The following is a 6,000-nucleotide window of genomic DNA, read 5'->3' on the forward strand; positions in this document are numbered from 1 at the left end:
GGGAGCGAATCACCCACGTGCGGTAGATCCAGAGGCGCGGGTGGGAGGTCGGGCCACCGATCGGGGATCGAGGGACGATACGTTTGGCGGGAGCCTTTGCGGACGAGGTAGATGAGCAGAGCCACCGTCCCGGCGATGATCAGCACGGCTGTTTCTCCATTCGCTGGGGGATCGGGGGAGGACTCGGCATCACGGAGTCGTCGGCGGCGCGACTGTTTGTCACAGACGGTGCGTCGCTGGGCGCCCTCGCGTGGTGGTCAGATCAGTAAGCCGAGCGCCAGAAGCGTGAGCGCGAGCACTGCGGTACTGGTGGCGGCGCCGGTGAGCGTCCGGCGTCCCGTGAAAGCCAGCGACGTCACCTGCAGCGCCAAAGAGACTAATCCGGTGCCGGCGGCGGTAAGCAGGACAAGTTGGGGCACGGCCACGGCAGAGTCCAATCATGTTCATTGTCAACAGAACAACGATCCGATGACGCCGCCGACGACGTCGGCGACGAAGTCCACGACTGTTTCGGCGATGCGTTCTGCGAAGCGGCGCAGTCGACCGGGATGTGAGGTGGCCATGTCGTCGGTGCCCGTGAGGGATTCAGAGGACGCGGGGGAGTGTGATGGAGGCGCAGCGCTGCCGGGCTCCGCTACGGCGACTCGATCCGATTGTCGTTCCGCCGCCGGCAGTGGCTGCTGTTTCGCGGACATGGGGTTCACGCGGCATGTGCGGGCTCCTTCTGTCGGCGATCGCCCCGGTGCAGCCGGTTGAGGGGCCGCGGGGTTTCGTTACCGACAGTCAACGCCCATTTGTGAATATTCAGCAATTATTTTGTGAAGTTCGAGAGTGAAATCACACAAGACTGAAAGCGTTCTTGTTCTTCAAGAATTTTCCAGCACGCGACAGCCAGCGTAGGTCGTCGAGGTCAGGTGAGCACCGTCAGGGTTATGTCATGGTTACCCGTCGGGCGCCCCCAGATTGGGCGGGGTGTTGTGTGGTTTCATGCGCCGAGTCCGACGTTGGTCCAGATGTCGAGGTAGGTGGAGTAGTCAACGAAGTACGGGGGCTCGTCTGACGACCACACCCCTCTGACGTTCTCCCTGTCGATGTGCAGGCAGAGGTATCCGCCGCCGCCGGAGCGGAAGGTGGCGACGCAGCGCGAGGAGTCGGGGTACTCGTCGGGGGAGAGACCGTCCAGGATTCCCCATTCGAAGGCGTCGATGCGAAACATCTCGCGCAGTGGCAGAGGCCCGACGGTTTTCCCAGCGATGTAGTACCAGCCGTTGTGAAGGTGGGTGTAGAACCGTGCGAGGCTTGCCGGAAAGTGGTGCCACACTGCCGGGACGTCGTCGTTCTCGGTGACCGGCCGCCCACCGAGGTAATACATGTCTTCGCCGTCGGCGACTGTCATCCGATACAGGAGAAACCACTCACCCCGCGATTTGAGCAAGGCGACGTCGGCGAGACTGGCAGTGATCGTCGTGTAGGTGTCGGACATGATCGGTCGGCCGAAGTGGTTCCACCGCTTCAAGACTTCTGATACGCGCCATGCACGGTCCCCGGCGAGTGCGTGCAGCCAGTGCTCCGGTAGCTGTCGGCGGTCCGGCATTGTGAGGTCGTCGAGTGCAATCAACTCGGGTGCGGCGACAAATCTCGCAACATGCTCCAGATCCACATTTCCTCCATCTGCGACGTCGAGTTACCTGTCGCTGTTCGGCATTGACCGGCACGCTTCTCGGCCACCCATTGCTGACGTGGCCGCCTGCGGGGTTGGTGGTCCTTGTCCCAGGCGTAGTGGAGGAAGGGTCGCACGTGGGCGAAAGTGTTGATGACTTGGTGGACTATTCGCTCGATCGCGGCCGCGCCGTGCAGCGGGGAACCCTCCGAACTGCCCAGTTCCCCTTCGCAGATCACGCCGGCGGCAGAGCGGATCTCCAGCACTGCGCTGTCCGCGACTTTCAGTCCGTAGCCCCTGGCAGTCTCCATCTCGGTGGTGGGGTCTCGATGCACGTAGGTGCTCGTCAGTCGTCCCGGTGTGGGGAGAAGCACGATGCCGTCCTCGACTGCTTGTGCGATCACCACCTCGGCAAGCTCAACAGATGGAGCAAACGGAATATATGGGATCTCGCCGCGTACGTACGCGGCTTCCAGTTCCGCTGGCGAGGCGTCTACAAGGCCGGCTGGGAGCCAGGTACACGCCCACTGCGACACATCGCTCACAATCAGGAAAGGCCATGTGCGGGAATTGAACTCGGCTTCCGCCTGCAACCACGCTACGGCTTGACGCTCGTAGAACTGTGTGCGCGCGGCGGGAACCTCAGGCGCCTCGACCTGCACCTGCCCCGACCCCTGTGGTACTACCGGCCGCTGTCTCCGTTGAAACCATCTCCGCACCGACCAGCCCATCAGTCGAGTAAAGCACCATTGCCTCCCGGCCTGGCCAGGCGGTGCTGTCGGGGCGGGGCAGGGGTAACTCTCGGTGTCTCGAGGTCGTCTCGGTGCCGACACAAGGGTTGCTAGGGTTACCCGGTCATTGGAGAGATTCCTATCGAATTGGAGACGATGTTGCATGGCTGAGAGAGTGATTCGCCAACTTATCGACGATCTCGACGGTAAGCCGATCGACGACGGATTCGGCGAACGCATCCAATTCTCGTATCAGGGGTCGGACTACCTGATCGATCTGCGGCCGACGAACGTCGACAAGTTCAACGCCGCCCTCGAGCCTTTCGTGAAGGTCGCCGAGAAAGTCGGAAAAGCACGCCGCGGCAGTAAAGCTGATGTGACGGCGAAGGATACCGGTTCAGGTCGCTCGAAAGAGCAGTTGCAGGCAGTGCGGGACTGGGCAGTCAAGAACGGCTACGACGTGGCACCGCGGGGACGGGTCAAATCGGAGATCCTCGACGCCTTCGACGCCGCGCACTGAATTCGATCCGTTTGAGACGACACGACATTCAACACTGATACGAAAGCGGGTGTGAGGGGAAGCGTTTCCCGCACACCCGCATCTTCCTAACCCGGCGTGGATTCCGCCACCGGCCGTCAGCTGTTGCGAACTGCGGGTTCTTCCAACAGAAAACACCCACGCATTACTCATTTTCTGCGGTCGAAGGACGTCGAAAAGCATCGCCGTCTGCGCTCGGCCGCCGACTGCCACTGCGAACAGCAGAGATTAGACGCAGTCATCTCCGGGTACAGTTCCGCAAGCAGCCTGCGGAGTGCGCGCATACACAATCCAGTCGGTCCACCGTCGACGTCTTGCGCTCATTCTGCAGGCTGCACCCGCAACTGTCAGTGCAGATCATTCCCCGAGTTCCCTTGCAGGCGAGTAGGCCCGGCAACGGAAGCATCGTCGACGGCAGTCCATAGGTCACTCCTCGTTGAGCCAGACACCGTCTGTGGCTTGAATCTTGCGGATCATCGAGGTACCTGCGGTCTATCGAACCTGCTGATCGCCAGCAACATCGGCGACGGCTCAGGCGGAATGCAGCGACTGGAATGTGGTCACGAACCCATCGATGGTTTCGCACACTTCGGCCTCGTCTTGCGGTGCGCGGCTCGGGTCATCGTGTCGTAGAGCGTTCATGATTTCGATCTGCCCCCATGCCCAGCGTAGGTCTTCGTGGCGATCGTGTTGTTCGTGCTCGTACTTGTCGACGATCGATTCGTAGACGGTTACCAAGGCGTGCAGGGAAGTTCGGCCGTGATCGTAGTCGTCGGCTACCTCGAGGATCAGAGTGTGAAGATCTGGTGATTCGGGTGAAGGATCGTGCGGGTTGTCCGAAGTCATGAGTCTTGTCCTCGCGATTGACGGTCAGGAAGCTTCCGGCGGGGATGAAGTGTGCGACAAATTTGTGGTCTCGGGAGTAGTGCTCGGGCGTCGGTCCCGGTATTCATGGATAGCCATGTCCGTCGGTGCTGGGCCAGTTCCACGCTGCGATCGTGCCGCCAGGTGTCGAGACGACGAGCACGTTCCCGGGCGCGGAGACGTTCCAACTTTCGAAATCCGGCGACGGTGGCACCGACAGTACGGTCCCGGTGTCGAACAGTACGACGAGTGATCCGTCTGCGGTGCAGGTGCTGAGTTCGATTGTCGCGCCGGTCAGTTCCGCTGCGATGTCTGTTCCGGATGCAGGTGCCGGAAGGCTGATGGTGACTTCGGTGTCGTCAGGAAGGGTCAGGACGGGGTTCTCCTCGACGAAGTATCGAACGTGCGCGTCAGTTTCGAACTGTAGGGCGTGACCGACCTCGGTGCGGACAACCCGCTGTCCGGCACCTGGAAGATTCATCGCGTTCACGTCAGAAGGATATGACGGCACTCTCGGCAACACCGCCCCGACGGTCAGCGGCAGGCATACTTAGGCGCCATGAGCTACAACCTGGCGTTCTGGGCCGGAGGCGATGATCTCGACCCCGGCAGCGTCTACACGCGTCTGAACGACGAGCAACACGTCGACAGCGTCGACATGGTGGACCGCGACCGTGTCTTGCGGTTGTTTGCGGAGGATCTCCCAGGCTGGACGTGGGACGGGCAGTTCCTGCGCCCGCCCGGGTCTGACCCCGAAGGAACGCCGGCCTACGACGTATCCATCGGTGAGCAGTTGGTCGAGTTCATCGGCTACAAATTCCGAGGAGAGCATGCAAACGAGATCATCGGCGCGATGCACTCACTCGGCTACCGCCTCTACGACCCGCAGACCCTCGAACGATTCGCCTGAGTCCCGACGGGAGAGACTGAAGTTCAGCCTTCGCAGGTCGATGCCGTGTTGCTGTGGCACGCGGCCGCATGAGCGGCGAAACAACAGCTCGCTTGGGGGACTGCGAGCGTCAGGGCCCACCGACTACACCAGGCTCTCTTGGCGGCGGCCGACGTTCTGGAGGCGCCCACAATGGCGATCTCACCTTCGTACGGAGATGGTGCCGACAAGGGCGCCGGACCCTCAACCCGGATGTCGACGTCAGCGGCATGGACACGCTTGAAGCGTGGAGCCGGCATTTCTGTCAAGAGAATTGCGGGCGAGGTTGACGGAGTAGAACCGGAAGTAGCCCTAAAAATTGGGGGAGCGAAACCTCCAGCCCTCCTTGTGGATCCGGGGTAGCGCGACGAGGCGAGGAATGAGCATCGAATACGGCGAGGAGCGATGCTGATCAGCGTTCGGTGCCGCCGTGATCATCGACCTGCGAGGTTTCTGGTGTTTCTCCCATAGGGTGCGGATATGACGCCTGTGGATGAGGAGAAGGTCTTGGTGACCGTGGGGCAGATGGCGAGTGGGAGTGTTTTCCGCGCTCGTCTGAATGAACTTTTCGCCGATGCGGGCCCGAATCTCACCAACGCCGCAGTTGTGCGCAGCCTTCTCGACCACGGTTGCCGGATCGCGAAGCCGTACGTCCCTCAGCTACGTCACGGGCACCGCGTGAGCCCGTCCGACGAGGTCGTGACTGCGCTCGCGGCATTCTTCGGTGTCTCGCGTGGCTACTTTTTCACCACCTCTGTCGCGGGCGGTGATGTTCACGTCGAGGATGCCGAGATTGTCGAGCGCCTCGACGACACGGTGCACAAAGCTCTGCTGCCGGCAGCGAACGGTCACTCCGCGCCGTCGCTGGAGTTGCTGGCGGATCTGGCCAAGCTCCGCCTCTCCGAGGGCCGCCTGGGGGTTCCTGCGGATTCACCGTCCTATGTACGGTTGGTAGAAGCGGCCCTTCGGTCTCGCCATTCCGCGTCGCAGCCGCAGATCAGGCACTCGTAAGCCTGTTCCGCGGGCCGGTTGCCGGAACGTCACTGAATGTTGTTTGAGTCGTCACCAATTCGTGATCGTGAGTCCCGTCACGCAGCGCAGGTGAACAAACCGCCTGGTCCGAGTGTTCCGGAAATGTTTCCGTAACTTCGAGTACGACTTTCGGCGGATGGATTCGGGCATTGGAGGCTAGTCGGGCATGCAGGCGGTGTTGTAGCGTCCCGGTCAGACGTTCAGTTAAGTTTCCGCAATCGCTCTGGTTGCGGGGATTTCGACTCAC

General features: G+C 61.5%; 9 protein-coding genes. 3 read left to right on the forward strand and 6 right to left on the reverse strand.

Features of this window, described 5'->3' with window-relative positions; genetic code table 11:
- Window positions 1-257 precede the first annotated feature (257 nt).
- The 4 genes from AC1DWA_RS26720 to AC1DWA_RS26735 all read right to left on the reverse strand — a co-directional run bounded on the left by AC1DWA_RS26720 (window position 258) and on the right by AC1DWA_RS26735 (window position 2,322).
- A complete protein-coding gene (locus tag AC1DWA_RS26720; RefSeq protein WP_259120135.1) occupies window positions 258-425 on the reverse strand; it encodes a hypothetical protein in 168 nt (55 codons plus the stop codon).
- A 24-nt stretch (window positions 426-449) separates the two neighbouring features.
- Window positions 450-704, reverse strand: coding sequence for a hypothetical protein (locus tag AC1DWA_RS26725; protein ID WP_477917281.1), 255 nt, complete (start codon window positions 702-704; stop codon window positions 450-452).
- Between the two features lie 281 nt (window positions 705-985).
- A complete protein-coding gene (locus AC1DWA_RS26730) occupies window positions 986-1,660 on the reverse strand; it encodes a hypothetical protein (protein WP_477917283.1) in 675 nt (224 codons plus the stop codon).
- Window positions 1,615-2,322: a hypothetical protein gene (locus AC1DWA_RS26735; RefSeq protein WP_477917285.1), complete on the reverse strand. Its 708-nt coding sequence runs from the start codon at window positions 2,320-2,322 to the stop codon at window positions 1,615-1,617. Before AC1DWA_RS26735 ends, AC1DWA_RS26730 begins: the two co-directional genes overlap by 46 nt.
- 232 nt (window positions 2,323-2,554) lie before the next feature.
- Between AC1DWA_RS26735 and AC1DWA_RS26740 the strand changes: the two genes are divergently transcribed.
- On the forward strand, window positions 2,555-2,911 hold the full coding sequence (locus tag AC1DWA_RS26740; RefSeq protein ID WP_283568325.1) for a histone-like nucleoid-structuring protein Lsr2: 357 nt from the start codon (window positions 2,555-2,557) through the stop codon (window positions 2,909-2,911).
- Between the two features lie 549 nt (window positions 2,912-3,460).
- On the opposite strand, the gene AC1DWA_RS26745 is transcribed toward AC1DWA_RS26740, so the two are convergent.
- Window positions 3,461-3,775, reverse strand: coding sequence for a hypothetical protein (locus AC1DWA_RS26745; RefSeq protein ID WP_054781409.1), 315 nt, complete (start codon window positions 3,773-3,775; stop codon window positions 3,461-3,463).
- A 103-nt stretch (window positions 3,776-3,878) separates the two neighbouring features.
- Complete coding sequence (locus AC1DWA_RS26750; RefSeq protein WP_259120407.1) at window positions 3,879-4,274, reverse strand: DUF6188 family protein; 396 nt, start codon at window positions 4,272-4,274, stop codon at window positions 3,879-3,881.
- A gap of 78 nt (window positions 4,275-4,352) precedes the next feature.
- On the opposite strand from AC1DWA_RS26750, the gene AC1DWA_RS26755 reads away from it, so the two are divergent.
- Both AC1DWA_RS26755 and AC1DWA_RS26760 read left to right on the forward strand, forming a co-directional pair.
- Complete coding sequence (locus AC1DWA_RS26755; protein ID WP_054781411.1) at window positions 4,353-4,703, forward strand: hypothetical protein; 351 nt, start codon at window positions 4,353-4,355, stop codon at window positions 4,701-4,703.
- 498 nt (window positions 4,704-5,201) lie between these two features.
- Window positions 5,202-5,732, forward strand: a complete 531-nt coding sequence (locus AC1DWA_RS26760; RefSeq protein WP_477917288.1) for a helix-turn-helix domain-containing protein — start codon at window positions 5,202-5,204, stop codon at window positions 5,730-5,732.
- Window positions 5,733-6,000 lie beyond the last annotated feature (268 nt).

The sequence above is a fragment of the Rhodococcus sp. P4_F3_2 genome, from assembly GCF_056401335.1.